The sequence below is a fragment of the Serratia sp. H402Y genome (genome assembly GCF_051172415.1).
GTDB classification, from domain to species: Bacteria; Pseudomonadota; Gammaproteobacteria; order Enterobacterales; family Enterobacteriaceae; genus Serratia; species Serratia ureilytica.
On sequence record NZ_JBPIYZ010000003.1, the window covers coordinates 255,006 to 281,316 of the forward strand.

Below are 26,311 nucleotides of genomic sequence, written 5' to 3' on the forward strand. Positions count from 1 at the left end.
CGGGTTTGCCAGCCTAATTTCAGCGGTGGCGGGAGGGCGATTTTCTCCCCGCTCTCCCTGCGAATGAGCGGTAAGACGAAGGGTGCGAAACGAGCGGCGGCGCGCTGAGGCGCCCGACTGCGCCCGGCGATCGGCCGAGCGCAGAATGCGGCGAAAAATGGCCGGCGAAGACTAAAGCCTAGCAAAAAATCGCCGTTTTGCGATTAACGCGCCGCTTCATAAATGCGGCGGCTGACGTCCAGGGTGATGTCCTGATGCTCGCCCAGGGCGGTCATGCCGTGCTGCTGCAGCTTGTCGAGCAGCGCGGGAATGCTGCTGCCGTCGAGCTGATAATCCGCCATGCGGGTCGGCACGCCCATCTGCTCGAAGAAGGCGCGGGTGGCGGCGATCGCGTCGTCGATGCGGCTGTCTTCGCTGCCTTCGCGCAGGCCCCAGACGCGTTCAGCGTACTGCAGCAGCTTTTCGCGTTTCTGCGCTTTCTTCTCGTGCAGCAGCGCCGGCAGCACGATGGCCAGCGTTTGCGCGTGGTCGAGGTCGTGCATGGCGGTCAGCTCATGACCCAGCATGTGGGTCGCCCAGTCCTGCGGCACGCCGGCGCCGATCAGGCCGTTCAGCGCCATGGTGGCGCTCCACATCACGTTGGCGCGCACCGCATAGTTCTCCGGCTCGGCCAGCGCGCGCGGGCCGTCTTCCAGCAGGGTCAACAGCAGGCCTTCGGCGAAGCGATCCTGCACCTTGGCGTCGACCGGGTAGGTCAGATACTGTTCCAGGGTGTGTACGAAGGCGTCGACCACGCCGTTGGCTACCTGGCGCGGCGGCAGCGAGTAGGTCACCACCGGATCCAGCACGGCGAAGCGCGGCTGCACCAGCGGTGAGAAGAAGTGCTGCTTGTCGCCGCTGCTCTTCCGGGTGATCACCGCGCCGCTGTTGGATTCTGAACCAGTGGCCGGCAGCGTCAGCACGCAGCCCATCGGCACCGCGTCAGTGATGTGGCTGCCGACGGTCTGCAGAATATGCCAGGCATCGCTGTCGGCCGTATAACGAGCCGCGGCGGCGATGAACTTGGTGCCGTCAACCACCGAACCGCCGCCGACCGCCAGCAGGAAATCGATGTTTTCCGCTTTCACCACCTCGACCGCTTTTATCAGGGTTTCGTAGGTCGGGTTAGGTTCGATGCCGGAGAATTCCCGTACGTCGCGGCCGGCCAGCGCGCTATACACCTGGTCGAGCACGCCGTTTTTCTTCACGCTGCCGCCACCGTAGGTGATCAGAATGCGCGCGTCCGCCGGGATCTGGCCGGCCACTTCGGCGATTTGCTGCTTGCCGAACAGGATTTTGGTTGGGGTATGCAGAATGAAGTTTTGCATGGTTGATTTCTCTCTTTCTGTCAGGCGGGCGCCCAAGCGGCGCAAAGGTTTCTGGCCCGTATTGTCAGCAACCTGGCGGTAACGCACAATGCACATTCCTGTTTGGTTCTTGCCTATTTCTACAGCTGGCTGTAGAAATGGAGAGTTTTAAATTATGATTTATGCCGAATCGTTCTGACTGTAAGAGGGTGTTTCCGTGACTGAAATCGATGCGCTGCGCAGCCGCATGGCGCGCCAGGCGATGGCTATCGCCACCGGCAACGGCTATACGCCGTCACCGGTGCCGCGGGTGAAGATCCTGTATGTCGATCGCCACTGCCCGCGCCAGCCGGTGATGTACGAACCGGGGATCGTCATCATCTTTCAGGGGCATAAGGTCGGCTATTGCGGCAGCAAGGTGTTCCAGTACGATCCGCGCAACTACCTGCTGATGACGGTGCCGCTGCCGTTCGAGTGCGAAACCTTCGCCAGCCCGGAGCTGCCGCTGGTTGGGTTGGCGGTCAACATCGATACCCAAATGCTGCAGGACTTGCTGATCGACATCGGCGACGACGACTACCTGATGCAGCCGCGCGCGGAGAGCAACGGCGTAAACCTGGCCGAGCTGACGGAAGAGCTGTTGTGCGCCACCGAACGTCTGCTGGACGTGATGGCCAAGCCGCTCGACGCTCGGGTGTTGGGGCCGCAGATCGTGCGCGAGATCCTCTACTACGTGCTGCGCGGCGCCTGCGGCGCGTCGCTGCAGGAGCTGGTCAACCGTCATACCCATTTCAGTCAGATCGCCAAGGCGCTGCGGCGCATAGAAAGTCAGTATGCCGAGAGCCTCAACGTCGAGCAGTTGGCCGGCGAGGTCAACATGAGCGTGTCGGCGTTTCACCATAACTTCAAGGCGGTGACCAACACCTCGCCGCTGCAGTACGTGAAGTCGTACCGGCTGCACAAGGCGCGTTTGCTGATGGTGCATGACGGCCTGAAGGCCAGTACCGCGGCGATCCGCGTCGGCTACGAGAGCGCGTCGCAGTTCAGCCGTGAATTCAAACGCCTGTTTGGCGTCACGCCGGGGGATGAAGTCGCCCGGCTGCGCGACGCCAATCCGCTGATGCTGGAGGGGTGAGCCGCCGCCGGGCGGCGGGCTATGGGGTCAGCACGATCTTGCCGAACGGGCCGCGATCGAGGTGATCCAACGCCTGCGGCAGTTGATCGAGCCGGTATACCTGGTCGATCACCGGCTGCAGGTTGACGGCGTCCACGGCGCGCACCAGATCTTCCAGCGCGCGGCGGTGGCCGACGCCGATGCCCTGGATCGCCGCCGATTTCAGCAGCAGCAGGCCGGCGGGGGCGGTGATCTCGGCGCCCGCCAGCACGCCGATCACTGAGATGCGGCCGCCCACCGCCACGGCGCGCACCGAGTTGCCCAAATTCGGGCCGCCGACGGTATCGATCACATGGTCGATGCCGCGATCCTGCGTCAGCGCATAAATCGCCTCCACCCAATCGCCGTCCAGCCGGTTGATGCCATGATTGGCGCCCAATGCCAGGGCTCGCGCCAGCTTTTCATCGCTGCCGGAGGTGACATAGACCTCCGCGCCGTGGGCTTTGGCGATCTGCAGCGCGAACAGCGCCACGCCGCCGGTGCCTTGCACCAGTACCGTCTCGCCGGCATGCAGTTTGCCCTGTTCCACCAGCGCGAACCAGGCGGTCAGCCCGGCGCAAGGCAGGTTGCTGGCCTGTACGTCGTCCAGCGACGCCGGCGCCGCCACCAACCACTCTTCATGCAAAATCACGTATTCCGCCAGCACGCCCTGATAGAAGCCGCCAAGGGTGTGGTAAGGCGCCTGGCGCGCATCGCCGTACGGTTTTTGCCGGCCGTCGATCCAGCCGGGGCTGAAGGTAGAAATGACCCGGGCGCCGGGTTGGAAACGGCTGACGCCGGGCCCGACGGCGTCGACCTCGCCGGCCATGTCCGAGGCGGGGGTGAACGACTGCGGCAGCGTCAGCCCCATGCCGCTTTCAATCATCATTTTGTCGCGGTAGTTGAGCGCTACCGCCTTCACTTTCACTCTGATCTCGCGCGGCCCCGGCTGCGGGATCGCGTCGGTGGTCAGCTGCAGGTGTTCACGCCCCAGGGCGTCCATCGTCCAGCGTTGCATCGTGTCGGTCATGATGTTCTCCAAAGTCTGCGATTAACGACCTGTCGATAATATCGTTGATGAAGGTTCGCCAGTGGCGATAAGATTTCCGCAGATTGTTTCTTTTAGAGCGACAAACCATGAGCGATCGATTGAGCGGCATTTCGGTATTCGTCACCGCCGTGGAGGCGGGCAGTTTTGCGTTGGCGGCCAGTCGGCTGCACCTGTCGCGCTCGGCGGTGGGGAAAACGATCGCCCGGCTGGAACAGCGGCTGGGCGTGCGGCTGTTTCATCGCACCACCCGCAGCCAGAGCCTGACCGACGACGGCGCGTTGTTCTATGAGCGTTGCCTGCGGGCGCTGGAGGAGATCCGCGGCGCGGAAACGCTGCTGGAGTCGGGCAAGCGGCAGGTCAGTGGCCGGCTGCGGGTATCGATGCCGGTGTTGTTTGGCCGCATGTGCATCGCGCCGCTGCTGACCGAGCTGACGCGTGAGCATCCCGGCCTGGAGCTGGAGCTGTCGTTCAGCGATCGGGTGGTGGATCTGATTGAGGACGGTTTCGATATGGCGATCCGCAACGGCACGCTGGCCAACAGCAATGGGCTGGTGGCGCGGCGCATCGGCGATCACCGCATGACGCTGTGCGCCTCGCCGGCCTATCTGCAGCGGTGCGGCGAGCCGCACAGCATCGAGCAACTGGCCCAGCACGAGGCGGTGACCTATATGCGCGCCGGCGCGCGGCGCAGCTGGCAGGTGCTGGACGAGAACGGCGAGCCGCAGGAAGTGATGCCGAATAACCGATTGCAGATGGACGATTTGCAGGCGATTGCGGATGCGGCGACGGCCGGGTTCGGCATCGCCTGGCTGCCGTGTTGGCTGGTGCGTGAGCAGCTGTTGAGCGGGGCGCTGGTGCGCCTGCTGCGCGATCGGCCCGGCGCCGCCTTTGAAGCGCATGCGGTGTGGCCGCACACGCCTCACCTGCCGCTGAAGGTGCGGCTGGCGGTGGATACGCTGGTGAGCAAGTTGCCGCCTCGCCTGGCGTTGGTCGAGAAAGCGCTGTAGCGCGCCGGGATCAGGAAGAGGAGGCGCGTTTTTTACGCCAGACCACCAGCATGGCGCCGAGCAGGCCGACGAACAGCAGCAGCAGCGGCAGCAGCATCAGGCCGGTCATCACCTGGCTTTCGTGGCGTTTCACCAGCGGAATTTGGCTGAAAGCGTAGCCGAGGCCGACCAGCGCGCAGACCCAGATCGCTGCGCTCAGCCAGTTGAAAACCTGGAAGCGCGAGCTGTTGAGCCCGGAAATGCCGGCCATGGTCGGCAGCAGCGTGCGCACGAAGCCGAGGAAGCGGCCGATCAGCAGCGCCGTCAGCCCGTGGCGGTTGAACAGGTTATGCGCGCGCTGATGGTATTGCGCCGGCAGTTGCAGCAGCCAGCCTTTCACCAGGCTGGTGTGGCCCAGCCAGCGGCCTTGGATATAGCTCAGCCAGCAGCCGAGGCCGGCGGCGGCGGTCAGAATCAACAGGGTGGGGGCAAAGCCCATCACGCCTTTGGCGATCAGCGCGCCCGACAGCAACAGCAGGCTATCACCGGGGAGGAAGGAGGCGGGCAGCAGTCCGTTTTCCAAAAACAAGGTGGTGAAAAGTACGGCGTAAACCACCCAAATCACGCTGGGATCGGCGAGGGCGATGAAGTCCTGCTGCCAAAGCGCATGAATAATCTCTCGTAATACATCCATTTTATGTCCTGTTGCATGCCGGTTGCGCCCGGGGTCACGTTCTCCAGGATGCGGCGGTTACCGTATCTGACAGTTACCCGGTTAGTGTACCGCTAATAGCTTAAGCCGACATTAAACGAGACGAAGAAAATTACCGGAATCCGCCTTAGCGCACGCCGTTGAGGCGATCGAAGCCGGCCGCCAGATCGGCGATCAGGTCTTCGACGTTCTCCAGACCGATATGCAACCGCACCAGCGTGCCGGAAAAATCGACGCCGCCCGCCGGGCGGATCGCTTCCAGTTCTTCCGGCTGATTGGCCAGGATCAGCGACTCGAAGCCGCCCCAGGAGTAGGCCATGCTGAAGTGGCTGAAGTTGTCCAGGTAAGCGGCCAGCTGCGCCTCATCCAGCCGCTCTTTCAGCACGAAAGAGAACAGCCCGTTGCAGCCGCTGAAGTCGCGGCGGTAGAACGCGTGGCCCTTGCAGCTGGGCAGGGCCGGGTGATTGACCGTCGCCACCTCCGGCCGTTCGGCCAGCCAGTTGGCGACCTCAATGCTGCTGCGTTCGTGCTGCTTGAGCCGCACGCTCAGGGTGCGCAGGCCGCGGCTCGCCATGTAGGCGGTGTCGGCATCCACCATCTGCCCCATCAGATAGGAGTACTCGCGCAGTTGCTCCCAACAGCGCGCGTTGGCGACGGCGGTGCCGAGCATGTAATCGGAATGGCCGATCAGGTATTTGGTGCCGGCCTGAATGGAAATGTCGATGTCGAAATCCAGCGCCTTGAACAGCACGCCCGCCGCCCAGGTGTTGTCTATCATGATCACCACGTCCGGCGCCACGGCGCGAATGGCCTGCACCATCGCTGGGATATCCTGCACTTCCAGGGTGATGGAGCCGGGGGACTCAAGGAACACCACGCGGGTATTGGGTTGGATAAGCGTGGCGATGTCGGCGCCGATCAGCGGATCGAAATAGGTGGTGCTGACGTTCATGCGGCCGAGGATGTGGGTGCAGAAGTCCTGGGTCGGTTCATACGCTGAGCCGGTGACCAGCAGGTGATCGCCGGCGCCGACGAACGACAGGATCGCATTGGCCACCGCCGCCGCGCCGCAGGGGTACAGCACGCAGCCGGCGCCGCCCTCGAGCTCCACCATCGCATCCTGCAGCGCGAAGTGGGTCAGCGTGCCGCGCCGGCCATAAAACAGCTCGCCGTGGGCGCGTTGCGCGGTGGCCTGTTTTTTGGCGGCGACGGAGTCGAAGACCAGGGAAGAGGCGCGTTGAGTCACGGGGTTGACGGAGCCCTGGGTGTAGCGTTTGCCGCGGCCGGCGCCGATCAGCGTGGTTTCGATGTGTTTTGACGTCATGGTACCTGGCTCACCTCTGGTTGCTCTGCACTGCCCGTTTGCGATAGCCCTTACGTTAGCATGAGTTATTATAGCCATCCAGACGTTTTAACTTCTGGATATAGAAACGGCTATAATTGGCTGCCGCCCGCGCATTTTTCGCGTCATCCTTCTGCCGAGCGGCCAGAGAGAAGCCCATTCATCGGTCGAGACGCCGTTCGGCAGCGTGGCGTTGTTGCGCCGTTGTGGGAGAAAAGTAACGAAATCGCCCTATAAAAGGGGCTTTTAGCGGTGAACGGGCGTGGATTGGCGTTTGGTTGCGGAGGTGTCTAAAATTTTCTCGTTTATTTGGTAAATAATAATGAGAACTACTATCAATCCCCGGTTGGTTTGATATGATCGCACGCTGAATTATTCCTTAATTTTGATCGGTAATGGGTGGAGGCACAGCGTGAAAACGGCTGGCAAGAATTTAAATCAAGGATCGTTCGGCCAGGGCCGGGCGCAGTGGGGCAAGGCCTTTGGCCGCAGCCTGATGGCTTCAATGGTGCTGGTCGTAGGGTTGGCCGGCAGCGCGCAGGCTGCGCCGGCGACCCATCCGGCCGTTGCCGAAAGCGTTGCGCCGGCCGCCGCGCCTGCGCCTGCAGCCGCCGCGCCGGAAAGCATCACGCCGGTGAACCCGGCGCCCACGATCCAGCCGCCGGAAACCCGCGGTATGGACTTGTCCATTTGGGGCATGTACCAGCACGCCGACGCGGTGGTGAAAGCGGTGATGATCGGCCTGGTGCTGGCGTCTATCGTGACCTGGACCATTCTGTTCGCCAAAGGCAGCGAACTGCTGCGCGCCAAGCGCCGTCTGCGCCGCGAGCAGTCGGCGCTGGCCGACGCGCGCTCGTTGGATGAAGCTTCCGAGCTGGCGCAAAATTTCTCCCCGGAGAGCGTCAGCGCGGTGCTGCTGAACGATGCGCAAAACGAGCTGGAGCTGTCCGCCGAGTCTGACGACAACAACGGCATCAAAGAGCGCACCGGTTTCCGCCTCGAGCGCCGCGTGGCGGCCTACAGCCGCAATATGGGCCGCGGCAACGGCTTTCTGGCCACCATCGGCGCCATCTCGCCGTTCGTCGGCCTGTTCGGTACCGTATGGGGCATCATGAACAGCTTCATCGGCATCGCCCATTCGCAGACCACCAACCTGGCGGTCGTGGCGCCGGGCATCGCCGAGGCGCTGCTGGCGACCGCAATGGGCCTGGTGGCGGCGATCCCGGCGGTCGTTATCTACAACATCTTCGCCCGCGTCATCAGCGGCCATCGCGCCCAGGTGGGCGACGTGGCGGCCCAGGTCTTGCTGCTGCAGGGCCGCGATCTGGATCTGGCCGCAACGGCGGAAGCCAAGCGCTCACAGCACGCACATCAACTGCGGGCGGGGTGAGTCATGGCGATGCGCTTAAATGAAGATCTGGACGACAGCGGCGAACTGCATGAAATCAACGTGACGCCGTTTATCGACGTCATGTTGGTGCTGTTGATCATCTTTATGGTGGCCGCGCCGCTGGCAACGGTAGATATCCGCGTCGATCTGCCGGCTTCTTCCGCCAAGCCGCAGCCGCGGCCGGAAAAACCGGTCTTCCTGTCGGTGAAGGCCGACAAGCAGCTCTACGTCGGCGATCAGCCGGTGAATGCCGATCAGCTGACCTCGGTGCTGGATCAACGCACTCAGGCGAACAAAGAAACCACCATCTTCTTCCAGGCGGACAAGAGCGTGGACTATGAAACGCTGATGAGCGTGATGGACACCCTGCGTAAAGCCGGTTACCTGAAAGTGGGGCTGGTGGGCATGGAAGGCGCCGCCAAGTAGCGGCAGCAAAACGATAAAGGGCGCTCAGGCGCCCTTTTTTTACGGCTAAAGAGCTGTCACGCCTTTGCCAGCAAATCCCTGGAACCGGCATGGCGCCAGTGGATGCGGCCCGGCAGATACAGCGCGTTCTGTTCCAGCGGCTGCTCGTCGATAAGCGCGGTGACGTTGTCGAAGCTATGTTGCGCCAGTGCCAGGCAGTCTTGCGCGACCGTGTCTATCTTCAGCGTCATGCAGTCGAACAGGTAGTGATCGTCGAAGCTGCACAGGTGAATGTCGCTCTCCATCAGCTGATGCTGAGTCAGATAACGCAATACGCCTTCCAGCAGGCCGCAGGCGGCGGTAAACAGCGCTTTGGGCGGACGCCCCAACTGTGCGCACAGCTGAGCGAACATCTCGTAACCTGAGCTGGGGTGATAGTTGCCGTTGATGATCCATTCCGGTTTGCACGTTACGCCGGCGCGCTCCAGGCCAAGCTGGAAGCCGGCCAGGCGATCGCGGGTCGGCGAAATGCGCGGCTGCCCGCCGAGAAAATAGATCTCATCCGGATGTTGGCGCGCGACCGTTTCCACCAGGTCGGCGGTCGAATTGACCGAATCGGTGATCACCAGCGGCAGTTCGGAGCCGGCGATCAGGCGATCCATCTGCACCACCGGCAGCCCGGCGTTGATCTTCTGGTATTCTGCGTCGTTCAACTGGCTGGAGGCGACGATCAAGCCGTCCACCTGCCGCTGTACCAGACTGTTCACCGCCATCATCTCCTGCGCCGGGTTTTCATCGGTGCAGGCGATCAACAGCTGCAGGCCGGCTTCGCGGCACAGCGTTTCCAGCTCGCGTGAAATCACCGCAAAGCCGTAGTTGGTCATCTCCGGCACCACCAGCCCCAACGTGTGGCTGCGGTTGGAGCGCAGGGAGCGGGCGTGGATGCTGGGCTGATAATGGTGCTCGTGCGCCAGCGCCAGAATGCGGTCGCGGGTGTCGTCGGACACCCGGTATTCCTTGCTGCGGCCGTTCAGCACCAGGCTGGCGGTCGATTTCGACACCCCGGCCAGCGTGGCGATGTCACTGATGGTAATGCGTTTATTTTTTTTCACTGACGCCATCTGAAGTCATCGGAGGATGCGTCATTCTAGCATGCATGGCGTCAGCGGCCAGTATTCCAACGCCAGCGGCGCGTTTCCGGACAGCCGCAGTTGCGGCTCAATGGCCGGGAAGTAGCGCGCGCTCATCACGGCCTCGCCGCGGTTGATGAAGATCTCCACGCTGGAACGATCGAACAGCAGCTGCAGATGCGTGACCGGGCCGCGCCAGTAACGGTGCTCCGGCTGGCCGTCGGCCAGGGAAGCGCGCGTCAGCCGCAGCCTTTCGCCGTCCCAGTTCAGCGTCATGGCGTCGCCAAAGGCGGCGTTGAACGCGCCCTGCGGCGCCAACTGCAGCTCCGCGGCCCCCAGCGCGCAGGCGGGGGCGTCATCGGCTCGGCCCTGCCAGCATGTTCGTTCGCCGCGCAGCTGTTGCAGCTCGCGCGCCGGACGCTGCTGGAGGCGGCCATGCCGCAGCGACAGCTCGCGCGGGCAGGTCATGGTGTGGATCCAGCCGTAGCGGCGCGTCGGATGGGCTTCTTCATCTTGCTCGGGCACGCCCATCCAGCCGAACAGCAAGCGGCGGCCATCTTCCGCCAGCGTCGTCTGCGGCGCATAAAACTCGAAGCCGGCATCCAGTTCGCGGAATTCGCCGTGACGGAAGGCCGCCTGGCGGTAATCCAGCTTGCCGATCAGATAACCGGCCTGATAGCGATTGAGGTAGCGTTCCGGCTGCGGCGCCAGCCCCTGCGGGCAGCAGATCAAGACCTCGGCGTCGTCCAGCGAGAACAGATCCGGGCACTCCCACATGTAGCCGAATTCGCCTAAGCCGTTCAGGCCGGAACCGGCGATCTCGCCCAGCGGTTGCCAGCCGCGCAGATCGGCGGAGCGCAGTAACAGCACCTTGCCGCGATCCTGCAAGTCCCGCGCGCCGAGCACCATGTACCACGCATTCTGATGACGCCACACTTTCGGATCGCGTACGTGCCCGCTGTAGCCCGCCGGCAGCGGCAGCACCGGCCCGAGTTTGCGGTACTCGCCCCGATCGCTTTCCTGAGCCAGGCACTGGTAAGCGGTGCGTGAGCCGTCGGGGAATTTCACGTTGCCGGTGTAGATCAGCGTGATTTTGTCTTCCGCCACCACCGCCGAGCCGGAGTAACAGCCGTGGCTGTCGTAACAGGCGCCCGGCGCCAGGGCGATCGGCTGATGCGCCCAACGCAGCAAGTCGGTCGACTGCCAATGTCCCCAGCACTTGTTGCGATGGTCGCAGCCCAGCGGATTCCATTGATAGAACAGATGATAAACGCCGTTGTGCTGAATGAAGCCGTTGGGATCGTTCAGCAGGCCAACGCTGGGCGCCAGATGCCAGGCCGGGCGGTGCGGATCGCGCAGCGCGAGTGGCAGGCCGTTCATGACCGCCCGCAGTGCCTGTTTGATTAAGCTGAGCGCCTCCATCATTGCGCGTCCGTTTTATATTTCAGCAGCAGGGAGAGGGCGAAGGCGCTGCCAAACGCGATCGCCAGGCCGATGATATAGCTGACCAGCGAACTGGCCTGCACGATCGCCATGCCGGGGATCGCCGTCAGCCCGACCGCGTTCATGCCGACATGATTGGCCACCACCCAGGCGCCGCCGAGCGCGCCGCCCGCCAGCGCCGCCAGGAACGGTTTCACGAAGCGCAGGTTGATGCCGAACAGCGCCGCCTCGGTGATGCCGAGCATGGCGGAAAAGGCTGAAGGCACCGCGATGGCTTTGATTTTGGCGTCGCGCGTTTTGAAATACACCGCCAGGCAGGCGCCGCCCTGAGCGATGTTGGCCATCGACCAAATCGGCAGCAGGAAGTTGACGCCGATGTTGGGGTTGCCGAGCAGCCCGGCCTCCACCGCGTGGAAGCTGTGATGGATGCCGGTGATGACAATGGCGGAATAGAGGCCGCCGAACAGCAGGCCGGCGAACCAACCGGCATGGGCGATCAGCGTGCTGAGCACGAAGGAGATGCCGTCGCCCAGCGCCCGGCCGGCGGGGCCGATAAACAGCAGGGCGACAAACCCGGAGATCACGACCGTCAGGAACGGCGTCAGGATCAAATCCAGCGCGTTGGGGATCACCTTGCGCAGGCGTTTTTCCAACAGGCTCATGAACCACACCGTCAGCAGCACCGGAAATACCGTGCCCTGATAGCCGATCATGGCGATCTCCAGACCGAAGAAGTTCATGGTATGGAACCCTCCGGCGACGCCCCAGGCGTTGGTCAGCGCCGGGTGCGTCAGAATGCCGCCGAGCGTGGCGCCCAGATAGGGGTTGCCACCGAATTCACGGGCGGCGGTGAAACCGATCAGAATCGGCAGGATAATGAACGCCGCCGAGCTGAACATGTTCAGCATCACGAACAGCGCGCTGTCGGCATCCGCCCAGCCATAGGTTTTCACCATGCCGAGCAGCCCCATCAGCAGGCCGGAGGCGACGATGGCCGGGATGATCGGCACGAAGATGTTCGACAGCAGGCGGGCGATGCGCTGCAGCGGGTTGAGCTTTTTCGCCGCGATATCGGCGGCTTCGGCTTTGCTGGATTCGCTGACGCCCGCCGCCTTGATGAATTCCGCATGCACCTTGTTGACCAGCCCGGTGCCGAAGATCACCTGGATCTGACCGGCGTTGCTGAAGCAGCCTTTGACGCCGTCCAGTTTGCCGATGGCCTCTTTGTCCACCTTGCTGTCGTCCACCAGCACCAGGCGCAGGCGCGTGGCGCAGTGGGCGGCGCTGGCGATGTTCTCTTTACCGCCGAGCAGCGGCAACAGCGCGTTGGCGGTTGCGGTAATGTCCATGTTGTCCCCTTGCTGAATTAAAATGCCGCCGCGCTCTGCGCGGCGGAAATACGTTCATCGATGTCAGAAGAAATACTTGAATCTGGCGCGCACGCCGTAACGCTGGTCGTTGTCGCCGTTGGCGATCTTGTTCTCGGCGTTGGCTTCCAGCAGCGAAACATAGGCGCCTAAATACACATTGAAATTCTTCATATTCATAATGTTAGGTATCTGATACGACGCGTGAACGGTGTGGATGTCGTAGTTGCCCGGCTCGCTGAGCGGATTGTGGATATCGGCGGCGATCCCGGCGGTATTGAACTCTTTGATGTTGTTGTGCGCATAGATATAACCCAGTTCGAAGCGCCGCCACAGCACGTTGACGCCGGCGGTCAAGTCCTGCTCGCCGGCGGCGTCCAGGTAGGCGGTGCTCAGGTTGGCCACCACGCCGTTATCCGGATCGGCCGCGTTGGTGTTCCAGCTCATGGTCATGCCGTAGCCGTTGCGCTTGGATTGATCGACGAAGCGGCCCTGGCTGTCCTGATAGCCGTAGGCATTATTCACCACGTTGCTTTCCATCGCCGCCGCGATGCTGAAGGCCTCTTTCTTCCAGGCGATCACCGGGCGCAAATAGGCGACGTTTTTCTTATTGTTCAGCGCATTGCCGTGGTAGCTGTTGTCCTGGAACAGCGAGGTGCCGTCTTCCACCAGCGTGTTCAGTTCGAAATAGACATCCCCGGCGTATTTGCTCAACATCAGGTTTCCGCCGCTGCTGCTGCGGCCACGGCCTTCTTTCATCATATAGATATAGCCAAAGCCGTCAGCGTAAAGATCGTTGGCGGTGTTGCCTGAATACTGAATGAAAGTGTCCTGATTCAGCGGGAACATGTCGTAGGCTTCGAAGCGGCCGATTTTGGTTTGCCAGTTCTTTTCATTGCCGAAGAAGAAAGCGGCGTCGTCCAGGTTCATTTTGCCGGTCATGTCCGCCAGCGGCTGGACGCTGAAACCGGAGAAGTTGCCGTCCGGATTGCGGCGATAGCCGTCCAGCCCCACCAGAATGCGGCCGTTGATATCCCAGCGCTCTTTGTTGCCGGGTTTCCAATCCTTGTGATCGCTGCCTTTCAACGACGTCAGTTGGCCGCTGCGGCTGGCGCCGTCCAGATTGAACTCCACGTCGCCGTAGAGCTTCAGATCGTTGAAGCCGTTCAGTTTCAGCGCGCCGGTTGCGGGGGATTGCGTTTCCAGCGCGGCGGCGCGTTGCGCGACCCGCGCGGTTTGCCGCTCGGTGCTGGCGGTGCGCTGCTCCAGCTGTTGCGCCCGGCGTTCCGCCGCCGTGGCGCGGGTTTCAGCCTGAGCGGCGCGCTGTTCCGCCTGCGCCAGACGTTGTTCCAGCGCGTTAAGACGCGCCTCGATACTGCCGTCGCCGGAGGCCGCAGCGGCAGAAGTGGAGAGGAAAAGCCCTGTTGTTATCGCCAAATAGCTGAGTTTTTTCATCATCGTCTATCATCCGGGAAGGGTTGTTATTATTTTTTGCTAAATTGCTAAACCGGTTTTTCATGGCGAAAGATAACGATCGAGAAGCGGACTGGCAATCAAGTTTGCTAACCCGATTCAGCTATTGTGATCGAGTGCGCAAATCGTGGGGTTAAAAGACCACGGCGCCCAGGGGATCGCCGTGGATGCAGGGGATCAGCGCAGAAAAGCGGCGAGCTCTTCGGCGCGAGGCAGGGCGGTCATGGCGCCTTTGGCGGTGGTGGCCAGCGCGCCGCAGGCCTGAGCCTGAGCGATAATCGCCGGCCATTGCGCTTCTTGCGGCAATGCGTGAAGGCGCGCCAGCGCCGCTAACAGCCCGGCGACAAACGCGTCGCCGGCACCGGTGGTATCGACCGGCACGACAGGCGCCGCGCGGAAATGACGCAGCCGTTGGCCGTCATGCACGTAGACGCCGTCGCCGCCCAGCGTGACCAGCAACAGGCGCAACGGGTAGGTTTGCATCATCCAGCGGATGCCGTTCTCCACATCGTCAAGATGGCTGATGAAAACCAACTCTTCGCGCGACAGTTTCACCACGTCCGCCAGCAGCAACGCCTTTTGCAGGCAGGGGCGCAGCGCTTCCGGTTGGTGCCAGATCTCTTCGCGGATATTGGGATCGAAACTGACCCGCCCGCCGGCCGCCCGAATGTTTTCCATTGCCGTAAAGGCCGCGCTGCGGCTGGGCTCCTGCGACAGCGCGATGGAGCAGAGATGCAGCCACTCGCCGCGTTGGAAGGCCGGCAGATCGTCAGGCTGTAAAAACAGATCGGCGCTGGGCTGTACCATGAACGTGAATGAGCGTTCACCGTGCTGATCGAGATCCACCACTACCGTGGAGGTGTGGTGTTCGGGATCCGAAAGCATATGGTCAATATCCACCCCTTCTTCGCTCAGCACCTGCTGCAGAAAGGCGCCGAAGCTGTCTTGCCCCACTCGGCCGATAAAGGCGCTGTCGCCGCCCAAGCGGGCGACGCCCACCGCCACGTTAGCCGGCGCGCCGCCGGGGCATTTAAGATAACTGTTTGAATTTTCTGGCACCAAATCGACCACTGCGTCGCCCAGCACCCATACGCGATTCGCCATGCTTAATCCCTGTTTCTACCGATGTCTGATGGGTGGCTAAAATAGAAGAACCGGTTTAGCAAAGCAATGAAATAATGCGTCAGGCGTTTGGGGAGTGAGGAAGATCAAAAAATAGGGCGGGTCAGGCGCAGGAAATACCGCCCGCGATGCGAGCGGGCGGTATGGATGAGCGAAGCGCCTGTAGTGGGCGCTGTGGGTCAGAATGCGACGGAACCCTGCACGAAGAAGGTGCGCGGTTCACCGACGTACTTGCCGAAGTTATTGTCGTTGGAGCGGGTAAAGTAGCGCTGATCGAACAGGTTTTTCACCCCGGCGCCCAGCGTCAGGTTCGATAGCTGCGGCCCGAAATTATATTCCCCGCGCATGTTCCACACCATGTAACCGGCGATATTGCCGAACTGACCATCGGCGCTTTCCTGCGTGACGTACTCCGGCCCGGTGCCCGGCGAATGCTGTTTGGACTGCGCGTAACCGTCCAGATTCCATACCCAGTTACCGGTGGCGTAGCGCGTGCCGACGGTATAGACCTGGCGCGAGTAGAACGGCAGGTCTTTACCGGCGAAGTCGCTCTTGTCGGTGCTGGCCTTGGTGTAGGTATAGCTGGTGTAGACGCTGGCGCCGTCGAGCGCGCGGTTCAGCTCGCTGAGATCGTAGCTGAGCGCCAACTCGATGCCTTTGTGCTTGGTGGCGCCCATGTTGGTCCAGCCCACATCGTTGCTGATGTATTGCAGCTGATTATCGAAGTCGATATAGAACAGCGTGGCTTCGGCCTTGACCACGGTGTCGTCGTAGCGGGTGCCGAACTCATAGGTATGCGCTTTTTCCGCCGTCAGCCCCGGCGCAGGCTGGTTGCCGTTGCCGCCTTTGGTCAGCTGGAAATACTGCATGCTGCCGAACGAGGTGTTGGCGTTGGCGAACAGTTTCCAGGCGTCGGACAGGTGGTACATCACGTTCAATGACGGCAGCGGTTCGCTGTAGCTTTTCTCGCGGCTGATGTTGTTGAACGAATCGTCCACGTGGGTGCGAATGCTTTCATAACGCAGGCCCGGCGTGACCGTCCAGTTGCCGACGTTAATGGTATCGTCGATATAGAACGCGTTGGCTGCGGTGCCGCCGGAGGTGTGCTGGTAATAGTCCGGGGTATCCGGCGTGGCGCCGACATTCGCCGGGTTATACCAGGCCGAACGCGACGCCTTTTCATCCATGGTTTCATTCAGGTAGCGGTAACCGAGGGTGATCTCGTGCGCCATATCCCAGAAGCGAAACAGTTGCGAATAGCTTGGTTCGATCGCCCAGGTCGAATAGTGGCGCGGATAGGACACCATGCGCCGCAATCCGGCATTTTTGCCGGTGCCTTCCGACTCGATGTTGCTGCCGCGGTAGCTGTCGGTGAAGTAGGTCAACACTTCGAACTGTTTGTCGTCTTCCTGATGTTTGTATTTGAACGACATATCCTTGCGGCGGCCTTCGAACTGGTCCCAGGGACGCGTGGACTGGAACGGGTTCTGCGCGTATTGCGCGCTGCTCAGCCCGCCCGGCATGCCGGCTTTGGCGTCGTAGTAGTGGAAATTGGCCAGCAGTTCGTCGCGATCGGTGAACGCATAACGCGTTTTCAGCATGAAATCGTCGATGTCGGTGTTGTCGTTGTTGTCGCGGTAGCCCTGGCCGTGCAGGCCGGAGTAAAGCAGCTCGGCGCCGAAGCCGTTATCTGCGGTGCCGCCCACCGAGGCGCTGGTCAGGGTCTTCAGGCCGCCGTGGCTGGCGCCCTGAGTTTGCACGCCGGCGGTGCCGCCAAACGCTTTTGGAATGTCGCGGGTGACGAAGTTGATCACGCCGCCGACGTTTTGCGGCCCGTAACGCACCGCGCCGCCGCCGCGCACCACGTCAACCGATTGCAGGTTGCCGATCGACAGCGGCGCCATCGACAGCTGTGGCTGGCCGTAAGGCGCGACGGCCAACGGAACGCCGTCCATCAGAATGGTGGAGCGCGGAGAAAGGCGTGAGGTCAGGCCGCGCACGCCGACGTTGAGCGAAATGTCGCTGCCGCCGGTGCCGTTGCTGTCGCGCACCTGCACGCCGGGCACACCGCGCAGGCTGTCGGCGATGGTTTGGTCGCCTTGCTCATGCATCTGCTGCTGAGTGACGATGGATCGCGCGCCCGGATGGTTGAGCAGCACCGAACTGGTATCAGGGTTGTCCAGCCAGTTGCCGACGACGGTTACCGTATCGGCATCGTTTTGAGATGAGTTATCAGCAGCAAGGATGGGGAAAGCAACGGCGATAGAGGTCGCCAGCAGGGAGAGGCGAAAAAGAATTGACATAATAATGCCTTAGAAGTTTCAGACCCGGATGTGTTTTTTTAGAAACGACAATCTTAATGATAATTATTGGCAAGTAAATAGAATTGTTATGGAATAGTTAAGCGGGTAACTACATGAAGGATGCCGGTAGCAGGGCCCGGTTGGCGGGCCCTGGCGGGGATTATTGCGGCGTAAGCCAGAAGACCCCGCTGTAATCCAGCGCGGTGAATTTCTGGTGCACGCTTTCGATATCCGCTTGCGGATCAATATCTTTAAACAGCGCCGGGTGCAGGAATTTGGCGATCGCCTCGACCGCGATAAAGTTGAGCGGCGTGTCGTAAAATTGATGATAAATCGCCATCACGCGTTTTTCTTTCACCGCTTTCAACACGTTAATGCCGGTGCGATCCAGCAGATGCGCCAGTTTCTTTTGGCTGGTGGCCATATCGGTGGTGTAGCCCAGCGGCACGGCCAGCGTACCGCGATGGCCACGGCTCCAGTCGGCGCCGGTCAGCAGATAGAAATCCGGATTGCTGGCGATCACCTGTTCGACGTTCACTTCACCGCCCATGTCTGAAAACAGTTTGCTGCCGATATTGTCGCCGCCGGCGGTATCGATAAACTGCCCGAAGCTGCCTTTGCCGAAGGTATTGCAGCACTGCTCGCCTTTGATGCCGGCGCTGCGTTCGATGAAGACGCTGGGGCGCTGCTCCGGTTTCAGCGTGGCGACGCGCTGGCGCACCAGCTCGAGGCGTTGCTGATAGAAACGGATAAAGGCGTCGGCGTTGGGCTGCTCGTCAAACACTTTGCCCAACAGCGCCATGCTGGCGACGGTGTTGGTCAGCGGCTGCTGGCGGAAATCGATGATCAGCACCGGGATGCCGACTTTTTCCAGCTGGGTCAGTACGCCGCTGTCCTTCAATTTGCTCAGCAGACCGATGTCGAAAATGATCAGATCCGGTTGGCGCACCACCGCGCTCTCCACGCTGAAGTCACTGGTGTAGGGGTTGTCGAAGGTGGGGATTTGCATGACCTGCGGGAATTTTTTCGCATAGGCCTCAACCAGATCCGGGGCTTTGACCTTCAGCGAGTTGTCCCAGGCGATGATGTTTTTCAGCGGCTCCTGCGGATGCAGAATATTCAGCGCCAACAGCGCGCGGGCGTCGGCCAGGATAACGCGCTTGGCCGGTTGCGGCAGCGTAACCTGACGGCCGGCGACATCGGTAACGACGATCGGCGCGGCTTGAGCGGCGCCGGCCAACAGCAAAACGCAGGCGGCCAGCCAGCGGCCGGCTTTGGCGATAAGAACAGCGGACATGGAGATCCTTGAGTAATCGGCTAGGAACGAGAACGCAATGATAAGCGATATCCTTTCGCTTTTTGAACCTCTTCGCTGTCGATAGGCTACTCCTGGCCCATCAGCGGGTCGCTGACGCTGTGTTCGCCATCCTCCAGTCGGCCCGCCAGGCGGCGGCGCCAGCCTCCGGCGCTGTGCAGCGCAAGATCATACCAACCGCCGCTGGCGCGGGCGTCAAGCGTTTGGCGGTGGCTGCCGCCCGCAGGCAGCGTGATGGGCCACGGGCCTTGTTGCGAGTAAGGGCAGCGGTCGAGAGTGACCGTCACCGTTTCGGCACCCGGGTTATCCAACTGCAGCAGCAGGCTGCGGCCCGTCGGGCGCAAACGCACTTCCGGCTGCGGCCGGCTCAACGCGCCGCGCATTTCACGATGAAAACCGTTGGGGCCGAGCAGCCACAGATGGTACTCGTCCTCCGTCTGCCAGTCGTCGCTGACCGCCTTGCCGGCCTCGACGGTATAGCGGCGCGGGATCTGCGTCAGATCTCGCCGGTCGTAGACGTGAAACACCGCCCCTTGCTCGCCGGTATTGAACAGGTTCAGCGTTACGCGCCGCTGCGCGGCCGCGACGCTGACCTCGACGTGCAGCTGATAGGGCAGTGCGCGAGAAGGGCGCGCCAGGCGGCGTTGGTGTGGCAAACGCTGGCGGGCGGGCGGCGGCAGCGGCACCTGCGGCAGCTGCTCCTGGCGTTGACGCAGACCGTCGGCGGCGTGGCGGCTGGTGGCGGGCAGGCTCGGCAATGCTTCGCCGTTAGGATCGACAAAGTTGAACGCCGAGGTGAGATCGCCACACACCGCGCGGCGCCAGGCGCTGATGTTGGGTTCATGCACCTGAAAGCGCTTTTCCAGGAATTGCAGCACCGAGGTGTGATCGAAGACCTGCGAATTGACCCAGCCGCCGCGGCTCCAGGGCGACAGCACCAGCATCGGCACCCGCGGGCCGGGGCCGTAGATGCGGCCGTCCGGCGGCGGCTGGTTCTGCGAGCCGGGCGGCGCCACGTGCTGGAAGATCTCGGTATCGAACGGCATCGTCGATTTACCGGCGAAGCTGCCGTCTTCGCGCAGCGACGGCGCGGAAGGCGAAGGCATATGATCGAAAAAACCGTCGTTTTCGTCGTAGTTGACCAGCAGCACGGTTTTACTCCACACCTCCGGGTTGTCGGTCAGCGCGTTGAGGATCTCTTGCGTGAACCAGCCGCCCTGCACCGGGCTGGAGGGATCGGGATGTTCCGAATAGGCCGCCGGCGCGATGATCCAACTGACCTGCGGCAGTTTGCCCTGCTGCACGTCGGTGCGGAATCCGGCCAGTATGGCGTCCAGATCGTTGCCGTCGGCGGCCGGCAGGGTGTTGCCGTTGCCTTTGTACAGCGGCGCGGTCGCGTTGAGCTCGTCGCGATAAGGCACGAAGGCGTTGAAGTCTTTTGGCGGCCGAGCCGGGTTGCCCACCTGAATGCTGGCGGCGCGGTATTGGCGAAAGCCCGCCAGCGGGTTGTCGGTAAAGTTGTCCGGCAGGAATTGGTACACCTTCCAACTGACGCCGCTCGCCTCCAGCCGTTCCGGATAGGTGGTCCACCGGTAGCCGATCTCTGCCGGGCCGGGGCTGTCCCATTCGTTGACCACTACCGCCACGTCGGCGGCGGACGGGCCGTTGGTGCCGGTCCAGTGGAACAGCCGATTGGTGTTGGTGCCGGCGTGGATGGAGCAGTGATAGGCATCGCACAGGGTGAAGGCGTTGGCCAGCGCGAACTGGAACGGCAGCTCCTGCTGGCGGTAGTAGCCCATCGAGGCCGGCGTTTTGTAGGTGGGCCAGGCGCTCATGCGGCCGTGATCCCAGGCGGCTTGCTCATCCACCCACGAGTGCGGCGTGCCGGTGACGCGCTGGGCGTTGCCGCGTTTGCTGTCCAGATGGTAGGGCAGCACCAGCCGTTCGGCGCCCTGTTGCTGCCAGACCAGGCGATCGCCGGGCAGTGGAATGGTAAATCGATCGCTGAAGCCGCGCACGCCCGGCAAGGTGCCGAAGTAGTGATCGAAAGAGCGGTTCTCCTGCATCAGGATCACCACGTGTTCGACGTCGCGCAGGGTGCCGGTGCGGTTATTGGCGGGAATGGCCAGCGCTTTGCGAATCGAGGCGGGCAACAGCGAGAACGCCGATCCGATGGCGGCAGCCCGCAGGATGTCTCTGCGAGAAAGGTCAGGCATGCGTCGTTAATCTCCGTCAGTGTGCTTTGAAGATAGCCGCTGACGACGATAATGGCGAAAAATAACAGGGAGATGAAAGCGAGAGAAACAATGCTCCCTGGCGGGAGCATTGGGGGATGGGGCTTACTGTCTGATCAGGCGGCCGAGCGTCGGCGCCGTTTCGAAATCGCTGCGGAAGGGGTTGATGTCCAGGCCGCCGCGGCGGGTGTAACGCGCGAACACGCTGAGTTTTTCCGGGCGGCAGCTCTGCTTGATGTCGTTGAAAATGCGCTCGACGCACTGCTCGTGGAATTCGTTGTGCTGGCGGAAGGAGATCAGGTAGCGCAGCAGGCTTTCGCGATCGATTTTGCGGCCTTCATAGTGGATCACCACGCTGCCCCAGTCCGGCTGGTTGGTGACCAGGCAGTTGGATTTCAGCAGATTGGAAGACAGCGTCTCCGCTACGTGCTCCCCTTGATCGGCCGCGCCGCTCAGGTATTCCGGTTTGAAGGCGAAGTCGTCGACCGCGATATCCAGATCGTCGATGTTGATGCCCGGCAGACGATCGATCTGCGCCGGATAACCTTCCAGACCCGGATAGAGCTTGACGGTGACCTGGCCATTGGCCGCCTGCGACAGATCCTTCTGCATGGCGGCGCTCACCTGTTCCACGCTGTCGAAGCGCGTTTGGTTGAAGCTGTTGAGATACAGCTTGAACGATTTGGATTCGATCAGGTTGGAAGAGGAGTGCGGGAAGGTAAATTCGCCGATGCCCACCACCGGTTTGCCCTTGCCGTTGAGCCACGACAACTCGAAGGCGGTCCACAGATCAAAGCCGCTGAACGGCAGCTGCCGTTCGTCCACGCCGATCAGATCGCGGCCGCGTGCGCGCGGCAAGGCTTCGAGCAATGCGGGAGCATATTGGTCCGGATAATCGGAGTTCGCGCCAAGATGGGTGATCTTATCTTGCTTTTGGATATGCATATTCATTGCCCTTTGCTTGTTCGGTATTGATGTAGCGGTTAAACAGACTGCGGGTGGCGTAAATCGGCCCGACGCCCAGCAGGGCGTAAACCACCTTGATCAGGAACTGAGACAGGATCATGGTTTTGATGATGTCCCAGCTCAGCACGTTGTAGAACGCCAGCGTACAGAACACCACGCTGTCGATGGCCGATGCGATTACGGTGCTGGTGATCACGCGCACGAACAGGTAGCGGGAGTTGGTCAACTCTTTGATCTTGCAAAGCAGATAGGAGTTGACGTTCTCGGAGATCAGATAGGCCGCCGAAGAGGCCACCAGCACCGCCATGATGCTGTGCACGATGCCGTTGTAGGTCTCGCTGTACTCCCACTGTGGAATGCTCGGCACCAGCGTCGTCACCCAGACGCCGAGAACGAAGGTCAGGTTGGCGATGAACGAGATGATGATGGTGCGTCTGGCCAGCCGCAACCCATAGAACTCGTTGAGAATGTCCACCAGGATGAACGTGAGCGGATAGATGAAGATCGCCGGCGGCGTGATGAGATTCAGCACCGGAATTTGGATCGGCTTGACGCCGCACAGCGTCGAGAAGATATAAATCACGCTGAGCGCCACGGTAATAATCAGGTAGGCGTACCAGGAACGTTCATGGCGATCGCTGAGCTCATAGGCGGTTTTTTGTTGATTGTCGCCGTAGAGTTTACGGTACAGCGCCTGCAGCTCGTGCCGGCTCAGATCTTCCGATATTTCGCTGTCGGCCAGCTCATTGAGCCCCATGGTAATGGTTTTGCCGGTGGCCAATACCATGACATTGGCCGCGATGGTGCCATGTCGGGTGAAGCCCAACAGCTTGAACTTCTGATTCGGTTCCATTTATAACCTTTCTCCAACGATATAACCCAGGAATTGCACCGTCTCCTGAAGGCGTTTGTCCATGCTTTCGCTGTCTTTGTCGTCAACCACAAAGAAGCCGCTTTTTCCCGAGTGATACAGCAAAGGTGAATCGCAAATCAGTACCGGCGGACGTTTAATGATAATGACTTCGCCCGGAATGAATGACCCTTTAATTTCGGTCTCTATTTTCATTGCCAACATGTTCGACTCATCGCCGAAGAAATAAGTCAAAGGAAACTCGGTGACCAGTTGCCCGATCTTGCGCTGCGAGACGGCCAGATAGCGCGACTGCGGGATCACCGGAATGGCGGAAGGGTTCTTGTTGCCTTCGGTGGACAACGTTTCGTTGAGCAGCTCCAGTTTTTCCAGATCGTAGTCTTCGATCTCTTCACAGGAGACACCGAAAAAATCGGAAATCCGATTAACGGTGGATTGCTGAACGTTGTTCACTCTTCCATCAAGAATTTTGTATAGGGTAGTGCGCGTCAGGCCGCTGCGGTTGGAAAAGGAAGCCTTGGTTTCACCGCGGGTACGCATTAGATATTCAATATTTTTAATGATGTTGATTTTGCGCTGTGCGTTGGGGGTTTTCATAGGCTGTCCTTACAAACATTACGCTGGCTTCACTATATCTTACGCGTTGGCGTTGTCCAGATAAAAAGGCGCAGGGAATAGGATAACAGACTGATTATTTTCGTTAATTATTGCTTTCTGTCAGCGGCTTGGCGGGGGGCGGGCGACGTGGATGCGGAAGGCGGTTTGGGGAAATGATAAAGCTGTGCAAATCAATTGATTAGCTTTTGCTTATGGAAAAGTGAACACAAAAGCCAATTTTATGTTCACTTTTATGTTGACCAAAGGCGATTTCATGGGCTACTGTTCATGCAAGCTGAAGTTTTTCTTTACGATCAAAACACTGAAGCTAACGACTTTTATAATAAAAAGCTCAGAGGGGGATGTTCCCGCACTCTGAGCATAATGGATAGCTTGCTACCGACACCAGGGACCCTCATCACCACGGCCGTTTGTCTGCGCGATCGGCCTATTCCTTTGCGCTGAACTCCGCACTTTGCGAGCAATAAAACACTCCCCCGTCATCGGAGGAGTGCGTTAACGCCTGTGCGAAAATCAGAGCGACTTCTGCGAGGCCAGGGGTTTTTGCGCCCGACTGAAGGCCAGCTTGAGCACCCAATACAGCAGGCTGGCGGCCACCAGTGAGTTGATGGTCGGTACGCCCCATTCGGTCGCCAGGCCAACGGCGCCGCCGGCGATGCTGGCGACGATCGCCGCCCAGCCGATGGTTGGGGTTTCGTTCGGCAACTGGCCCGTACGGCGGCTCTCGTCCAGGATTTTGCGGTGGCTGCGCAGCAGGTAATAGTCCACCAACATGATGCCGATAATGGGCGGGAAGACCACGCCAAGCACCGTCAGGAAGTCGACGAAGCGGTCGAGAATGCCCAGCACCGACAGCGTGGTGCCCAGAATACCGATCGCCAACGTGGTGTAGGTGTACTTCAGCTTTTTGCCGGTGATGCCTTCCACCGCGTTGACGATGCCCAGCGAAGAGGAGTACAGGTTGAGATCGTTGACGCGCAGGGTGGAAAACACCACCACCAGCAAACCGGCGCCGCCGGCCGCTTGCGACATGATGGTGACCACATCCGCGGTGCCCAGGGTTTTGGCGATCAGGATAGCCAGGCCATTCACCACGAACTCGCCGGCGACGATGGTGAAGATCGTAACGCCGAGCACGTGTTTGCCGTTTTTGGAGTAACGGGTCAGATCGGGCGTCATCAGGCTGGCCACGATGGCGCCGCCGACGACGATGGTGATGCCGGCGCTGATGGTCAATGGTTCACCCGGCGGCGCCAGCTGGATGATCTCCTGCAGGTTATGGCCGGAAAGCGCGGTCACTGAAATATAGGCCACCAGCATAATGAACATCGGCACCGCGATACGGGCGGCGATGCGCAACGCCTTGAAGCCGAATGCCACCAGGATGGTCAACAGCGTGCCCGAGAGCCCGGCGGCCAGGCCAAAGCCCAGCTTATTGCCGAGCGCGAAATCGAGCGACTTGGCGAAAATGGCGTTTTGAATGCCGAACCAACCCAGCAGGCTGACGGCCACGACCACGCCGATCAGCACCGAGCCCAGGCGGCCAAAGCCGCACCAGCGCGCCAGCAGGCTGCCGGAAATCCCTTCGCGCATGCCCGCCATCCCAAGCCCATAGGTCACCACGCCGAAGATCAGGCTGCCGACGAAAATGGCGGTGAAGGCGTCAATCAGCGTCATGGAGTTGCCGAGCACGGCGCCGAGCATGAACTGGTCCAGCGCGGTCAGCATGCCCATATGCACGATGGCCACGCTTAAAAACGAGACTCTTTTATCCTGCGGCACCCGGGTGAGCGGATAATCTTCGATCTTTATCACGGTGAGATCTTCCTTGCGGTTCAAATAAACTGAATGCCCTTGGTTATCAGGCGATCGGGAATGTAGTTATCCAGGTTGGCGTATTTGCAATACTCCTCAAACTGTTGCTGAGTATGCACGTTGGCCTTCTGGTAAATATTATAAATGCGGTTTTCGATGGTCTTATTGCTGACGTTATAGATTTTGGCGATCTCTTTCACCGTAAATCGCTGCAGCATAAGGAAAATGACATCGAGCTCGGCGCGGGTGAACAGCTCGTTGTTAACTTCGGTGGTCAAGATGCTGGGTTTTTGCTGATTGATGTATTTCAGCGGCGACAGGCTGTTCATCGGCTTGGCGTTCCAGATCACGCCGATCACCTGTTTGTCATCGTTGTAGACCGGCAGCTTTTCGCTGATAAACGGCGTCAGGCTGTCTTTGCCATACCAGTAGTGCGTCTCGATGACCGTGACCCGATCGCGCGCTGCTTCGGTCATCTTGTCATGCTCGATAAAGTCGGCGGCGGAATCGGCCCAGTCGGCGGGGAATTCGTGGTCATATTTTCCCGCGACGTCGAAATTCAGCGGCGTATTGGTATAGAGATAAGCGGCGCGGTTCATATAGAGGTGGCGGGACAGCTGGTCTTTGATGCCCCAGGGCTCGCTCAGGTGCTCCATCATGGTGATGAGGCCCTTGAAATAAGATTCATTATTTTTATGCGATGAACCCATACCCACCTCTGCGCCGCTCAGGCCGCGTTACAGGCTTTTAGCCAGGTAATGGCGGGTATGGCGATGCGCATAGTCACCCAGCTCGCCATAGACCCGGTAGCCCAGTTTTTCGTAGAAGCCTCTGGCCTGGAAATCGAAGGTATCGACGTAGGCCATATGGCAACCGCGCTTGCGGGCTTCTTCTTCGGCCAGCTGCATCAGTTGGCGACCGTAACCGCTTTTGCGGCATTGTTCGCCGACCCAAAGATACTGTACTTCCAGGCCGCCCCACCAGGTACGTGCGACCAGACCGCCGACGATCTGCTGGTTGTCGTCGGTGACGGTCAGGAACAGCGGGTGAATGTCTACGGGCTGGGTTTTATGGTTGTGCGCCCAGAGGCTGTCGATAACGAACTCTTCATCCTGCGGGTTGGGTTTGTCGGTGATATTAATATTCATTTTTAATATAATCCCCTGATTTAATTATTCAAATCTGAACTAGACGCTTTCGCCCCAACCGCTTCTATTATCACTTTTATTAATGTATTTCAAGGGTGGTTTTCACCCTTTTCCGCCGTGC

22 protein-coding genes are annotated in these 26,311 nt (G+C 60.6%); 4 read left to right on the forward strand and 18 right to left on the reverse strand.

Going from position 1 to position 26,311, the window contains the following annotated elements:
- Window positions 1-203: 203 nt before the first annotated feature.
- Window positions 204-1,367 (reverse strand): alcohol dehydrogenase, encoded by a 1,164-nt coding sequence (yqhD, locus tag ACSBQS_RS17890; protein WP_164119646.1) that lies wholly within the window; start codon window positions 1,365-1,367, stop codon window positions 204-206.
- Window positions 1,368-1,593: 226 nt separating this feature from the next.
- On the opposite strand from yqhD, the gene ACSBQS_RS17895 reads away from it, so the two are divergent.
- A complete protein-coding gene (locus ACSBQS_RS17895; RefSeq protein WP_405052945.1) occupies window positions 1,594-2,481 on the forward strand; it encodes an AraC family transcriptional regulator in 888 nt (295 codons plus the stop codon).
- A 19-nt stretch (window positions 2,482-2,500) separates the two neighbouring features.
- On the opposite strand, the gene ACSBQS_RS17900 is transcribed toward ACSBQS_RS17895, so the two are convergent.
- Window positions 2,501-3,529: a zinc-dependent alcohol dehydrogenase family protein gene (locus tag ACSBQS_RS17900; RefSeq protein WP_434991259.1), complete on the reverse strand. Its 1,029-nt coding sequence runs from the start codon at window positions 3,527-3,529 to the stop codon at window positions 2,501-2,503.
- Window positions 3,530-3,636: 107 nt separating this feature from the next.
- Between ACSBQS_RS17900 and ACSBQS_RS17905 the strand changes: the two genes are divergently transcribed.
- A complete protein-coding gene (locus tag ACSBQS_RS17905; RefSeq protein ID WP_149542311.1) occupies window positions 3,637-4,557 on the forward strand; it encodes a LysR family transcriptional regulator in 921 nt (306 codons plus the stop codon).
- 10 nt (window positions 4,558-4,567) lie between these two features.
- Here the strand turns inward: ACSBQS_RS17905 and ACSBQS_RS17910 are convergent, their stop codons facing one another.
- Together ACSBQS_RS17910 and metC are read right to left on the reverse strand one after the other, a co-directional pair.
- Window positions 4,568-5,230 (reverse strand): DedA family protein, encoded by a 663-nt coding sequence (locus ACSBQS_RS17910; protein ID WP_033644630.1) that lies wholly within the window; start codon window positions 5,228-5,230, stop codon window positions 4,568-4,570.
- A gap of 145 nt (window positions 5,231-5,375) precedes the next feature.
- Window positions 5,376-6,572: a cystathionine beta-lyase gene (gene metC / locus ACSBQS_RS17915; RefSeq protein WP_033644631.1), complete on the reverse strand. Its 1,197-nt coding sequence runs from the start codon at window positions 6,570-6,572 to the stop codon at window positions 5,376-5,378.
- 430 nt (window positions 6,573-7,002) lie between these two features.
- On the opposite strand from metC, the gene exbB reads away from it, so the two are divergent.
- Together exbB and exbD are read left to right on the forward strand one after the other, a co-directional pair.
- Window positions 7,003-7,980 (forward strand): tol-pal system-associated acyl-CoA thioesterase, encoded by a 978-nt coding sequence (gene exbB, locus ACSBQS_RS17920; RefSeq protein WP_072626976.1) that lies wholly within the window; start codon window positions 7,003-7,005, stop codon window positions 7,978-7,980.
- Between the two features lie 3 nt (window positions 7,981-7,983).
- Window positions 7,984-8,406: a TonB system transport protein ExbD gene (gene exbD / locus ACSBQS_RS17925; RefSeq protein ID WP_004937307.1), complete on the forward strand. Its 423-nt coding sequence runs from the start codon at window positions 7,984-7,986 to the stop codon at window positions 8,404-8,406.
- 56 nt (window positions 8,407-8,462) lie between these two features.
- Here exbD and ACSBQS_RS17930 read toward each other — a convergent pair whose 3' ends face one another.
- From ACSBQS_RS17930 to ACSBQS_RS17995, 14 genes are all read right to left on the reverse strand, one after another.
- Window positions 8,463-9,506, reverse strand: coding sequence for a LacI family DNA-binding transcriptional regulator (locus tag ACSBQS_RS17930; protein ID WP_047026460.1), 1,044 nt, complete (start codon window positions 9,504-9,506; stop codon window positions 8,463-8,465).
- 21 nt (window positions 9,507-9,527) lie between these two features.
- Window positions 9,528-10,937, reverse strand: a complete 1,410-nt coding sequence (locus tag ACSBQS_RS17935) for a sucrose-6-phosphate hydrolase (protein ID WP_353440499.1) — start codon at window positions 10,935-10,937, stop codon at window positions 9,528-9,530.
- Window positions 10,937-12,307: a sucrose-specific PTS transporter subunit IIBC gene (locus ACSBQS_RS17940; RefSeq protein ID WP_033644635.1), complete on the reverse strand. Its 1,371-nt coding sequence runs from the start codon at window positions 12,305-12,307 to the stop codon at window positions 10,937-10,939. The genes ACSBQS_RS17935 and ACSBQS_RS17940 overlap by 1 nt, the downstream gene beginning before the upstream one ends.
- A gap of 63 nt (window positions 12,308-12,370) precedes the next feature.
- Window positions 12,371-13,780 (reverse strand): carbohydrate porin, encoded by a 1,410-nt coding sequence (locus tag ACSBQS_RS17945; protein ID WP_033651352.1) that lies wholly within the window; start codon window positions 13,778-13,780, stop codon window positions 12,371-12,373.
- 195 nt (window positions 13,781-13,975) lie between these two features.
- The gene (locus ACSBQS_RS17950; protein ID WP_033651307.1) at window positions 13,976-14,902 is read right to left on the reverse strand and encodes an aminoimidazole riboside kinase; all 927 of its coding nucleotides are present in this window, start codon (window positions 14,900-14,902) and stop codon (window positions 13,976-13,978) included.
- A gap of 197 nt (window positions 14,903-15,099) precedes the next feature.
- Window positions 15,100-17,223 carry a TonB-dependent receptor family protein gene (locus tag ACSBQS_RS17955; protein WP_164106434.1) on the reverse strand — a complete coding sequence of 708 codons (2,124 nt, stop codon included), beginning with the start codon at window positions 17,221-17,223 and terminating at the stop codon, window positions 15,100-15,102.
- Between the two features lie 160 nt (window positions 17,224-17,383).
- The gene (locus tag ACSBQS_RS17960; protein ID WP_033644639.1) at window positions 17,384-18,520 is read right to left on the reverse strand and encodes an ABC transporter substrate-binding protein; all 1,137 of its coding nucleotides are present in this window, start codon (window positions 18,518-18,520) and stop codon (window positions 17,384-17,386) included.
- A gap of 86 nt (window positions 18,521-18,606) precedes the next feature.
- Window positions 18,607-20,754, reverse strand: coding sequence for a phosphocholine-specific phospholipase C (locus tag ACSBQS_RS17965; RefSeq protein ID WP_434991260.1), 2,148 nt, complete (start codon window positions 20,752-20,754; stop codon window positions 18,607-18,609).
- A 123-nt stretch (window positions 20,755-20,877) separates the two neighbouring features.
- On the reverse strand, window positions 20,878-21,717 hold the full coding sequence (gene queF, locus ACSBQS_RS17970) for an NADPH-dependent 7-cyano-7-deazaguanine reductase QueF (protein WP_033644641.1): 840 nt from the start codon (window positions 21,715-21,717) through the stop codon (window positions 20,878-20,880).
- Window positions 21,695-22,591, reverse strand: coding sequence for a queuosine precursor transporter (locus ACSBQS_RS17975; protein WP_033644642.1), 897 nt, complete (start codon window positions 22,589-22,591; stop codon window positions 21,695-21,697). Before ACSBQS_RS17975 ends, queF begins: the two co-directional genes overlap by 23 nt.
- Window positions 22,592-23,206: a helix-turn-helix domain-containing protein gene (locus tag ACSBQS_RS17980; RefSeq protein WP_033644644.1), complete on the reverse strand. Its 615-nt coding sequence runs from the start codon at window positions 23,204-23,206 to the stop codon at window positions 22,592-22,594.
- Between the two features lie 534 nt (window positions 23,207-23,740).
- Window positions 23,741-25,042 carry a cytosine permease gene (locus ACSBQS_RS17985; RefSeq protein ID WP_033644921.1) on the reverse strand — a complete coding sequence of 434 codons (1,302 nt, stop codon included), beginning with the start codon at window positions 25,040-25,042 and terminating at the stop codon, window positions 23,741-23,743.
- A gap of 20 nt (window positions 25,043-25,062) precedes the next feature.
- Window positions 25,063-25,752, reverse strand: coding sequence for a helix-turn-helix transcriptional regulator (locus ACSBQS_RS17990; RefSeq protein ID WP_033644646.1), 690 nt, complete (start codon window positions 25,750-25,752; stop codon window positions 25,063-25,065).
- A 27-nt stretch (window positions 25,753-25,779) separates the two neighbouring features.
- Window positions 25,780-26,190 (reverse strand): GNAT family N-acetyltransferase, encoded by a 411-nt coding sequence (locus ACSBQS_RS17995; protein ID WP_089192255.1) that lies wholly within the window; start codon window positions 26,188-26,190, stop codon window positions 25,780-25,782.
- Between the last annotated feature and the right edge of the window lie 121 nt (window positions 26,191-26,311).